At 59.3% G+C, this 2,355-nt stretch carries 2 protein-coding genes; one reads left to right on the top strand and one right to left on the bottom strand.

Going from position 1 to position 2,355, the window contains the following annotated elements; translation table 11 throughout:
• Positions 1-135: 135 nt before the first annotated feature.
• Entirely contained in the window at positions 136-1,362 is a 1,227-nt protein-coding gene (locus tag KNN17_RS22155) for an IS110 family transposase (RefSeq protein WP_241711057.1), read from the top strand.
• A gap of 125 nt (positions 1,363-1,487) precedes the next feature.
• On the opposite strand, the gene KNN17_RS22150 is transcribed toward KNN17_RS22155, so the two are convergent.
• Positions 1,488-1,901 carry a hypothetical protein gene (locus KNN17_RS22150; protein ID WP_241711054.1) on the bottom strand — a complete coding sequence of 138 codons (414 nt, stop codon included), beginning with the start codon at positions 1,899-1,901 and terminating at the stop codon, positions 1,488-1,490.
• Positions 1,902-2,355 lie beyond the last annotated feature (454 nt).

The following is a 2,355-nucleotide window of genomic DNA, read 5'->3' as shown; positions in this document are numbered from 1 at the left end:
AAGGGTGTGGAGCCAGGCGGACATGACTTCATAGGAGCCTGATTCGACCAGTCCCATTACCGTTTTGTCTGCCCACCTGGCCCGCGCCCCATTCAATCAGCCGTTGAACACCCGACTGAGGGGCACCTTTCCATCTTGGCAAACGAAACAACCAATGTCATCGCCGGTATCGACACCCATGCCGACACGCACCATGTGGCCGTGATCAACGAATACGGCAAGCCCCTTGCGGACAGGGAATTCCTGGCCGTGGGCTCCGGATACCGGAAGATCGTCGAGTTCATTACCAGCTACGGCCCTGTCACCGCCGTAGGGGTTGAAGGCACAGGATCCTACGGGGCCGAAATTGCTAGAGCCCTGCGCGGTGAGGGTCTGTCTGTGCTGGAGGTGAACCGCCCGAACCGAGCCGCGCGCCGGCTGAAGGGCAAATCTGACCCGCTGGACGCCTACCAGGCCGCTCAATCGGTACTCGACGGCCGGGCCACGGCGATCCCGAAGGCCAAAGACGGTCCCGTGGAATGCCTGCGTATCCTGCGTGCCGGGCGCACCTCTGCAGTGAAGGCCCGTACCGCGGCAATCAATCAGATCAAGGGCCTTCTCGTCTCGGCTCCGGACGACCTCCGGGCGAAATACCGGGGGCTGGGAACCTCGGCGATGATCACGGCCCTGCAGCGCTGCAGACCTTCGGGCCATATTGCTGACCCCGAGTACGTGTGCCTGCTGACGTTAAAGGCCCTGGCCACCCGTTGCCAGTCCCTCACGGCAGAAGTAGATGCCGCGGACGCCGCGCTCCGGGAAATCCTGGATACCTACGCGCCGATGCTCTGTGACCTTCCAGGTGTCGGAACGGAAGTAGCCAGCCAGCTCCTGGTGACCGTTGGGGACAACCCGGACCGTCTTGGGAACGAGGCCCAGTTCGCTGCCCTCGTCGGGGTTGCGCCCATACCGGCATCCTCGGGCAAAACGACCCGTCACCGGCTCAGCAGAGGCGGTGACCGCAATGCCAACCGTGCCCTGCATCAGGTGGTACTGGTGCGTATGGGCTCGTGCCAACGGACTAAGGACTACGTGCTCAAGCGCACCGCGGAGGGCAAGAGCAAACGAGAAACAATGCGCTGTCTCAAACGCTACGCAGCCCGGGAACTCTACCGCCAGATCACCAACCCTCAGCCGGCACCAAGCAACGCCGACCTGCGCCAGATGCGCACCAAGCTCGGTCTCACCATCACGACCGCTGCCCGCGAGCTCGGTCATTGGCCTTCCAAAATTTCCAGCCTGGAACGAGGCCTTGTCCGCAACGATGCACTTGCCACGAGTTACCGCCAATGGCTGACTCAGCAATCCACGCAGGATGAGAGCTAACGCCAAGGTGCCTCCCAGAGCAGATCATTCCGGCTGCGATTCAACGCCAAAGTAGGCTCAAAACAGATTGACATTTTCAATCAGAATCACGAGCAAACGACTGACCAACGGTTTAGGAAGGGCTCTTAGAAGAAGTCCCGAAATATCGTGAATAAGTAGATCAACATGGTCACATAGGCCACGGCGAAAAGCGTCTGGTGAGGCCATCGGGTGCGGCGGAGATCATGTTCCTCGGTGGAGTGGCTTCCTGTTGTTCCCGGGCTGATGCCTTGGATGGCAGGCAGCTTTACGCTGTAGACCGCCAGCGAGGCCAAATGAAGCGCTGCGGCCGTGTAGGAGAGGGTAGGGAGACCCAGCCAATTTGTCGCCGTCGGGAGTGTTAGCTCGACTGCAGCAGCAAGGACAATGCCTGCCAGCTGAAGGCGTTGATAAAACACATCTGCTCTTGACCCTTCTTTCAAAGGAAAGCGGAACCGTCCAGCCGTCGCCACTGACGCGGCAACGGTGAATATCGAAAGAAAAATGAGGAAGCGCGCCATCAGCAGTATTTCCGTTCGTGTTTTGAGATCCAGGCCGTCTTGCTCATGAACCGGCCCAGTCGAAATCCTGACAGCCCTATTACAGTGCTGGCTACAGAAAATGCACAATTTTCGTCAATTGCCTGAGTGCAGTCATTGTAGGCACCCACTCCTGAAATCACTGTGCTCGTGGCCGTTGCCGTCCATCCAATTGCTCCGATGACAAGGGCCGCCGTACCTCCCGTCGCGACCGCCAACGACGGAAATCGAACAATGTCGCGAGGCCGCGTCTGTCAGCCGCAAACGAGTACCGTCAGTGCGGCCCAGACCTAAAGTTTGAGGGGTCGCCCCCGGTAGTTGCTCCAGCAGCAGAAGATCGAGAGGACGGTTACGAGCCGACGGTCTGGACGAGATACGAGCGTTCTTCATGCGTTGAGGCTTTCGTCGAAGACGATTTGACGACTATAGGAGCATC

It is taken from the genome of Arthrobacter bambusae, assembly GCF_022606295.1.
Lineage (GTDB): Bacteria > Actinomycetota > Actinomycetes > Actinomycetales > Micrococcaceae > Arthrobacter > Arthrobacter bambusae_A.
Note: the sequence above shows the minus strand (reverse complement) of the source record. Positions and strands in the feature narration are given on the sequence as shown.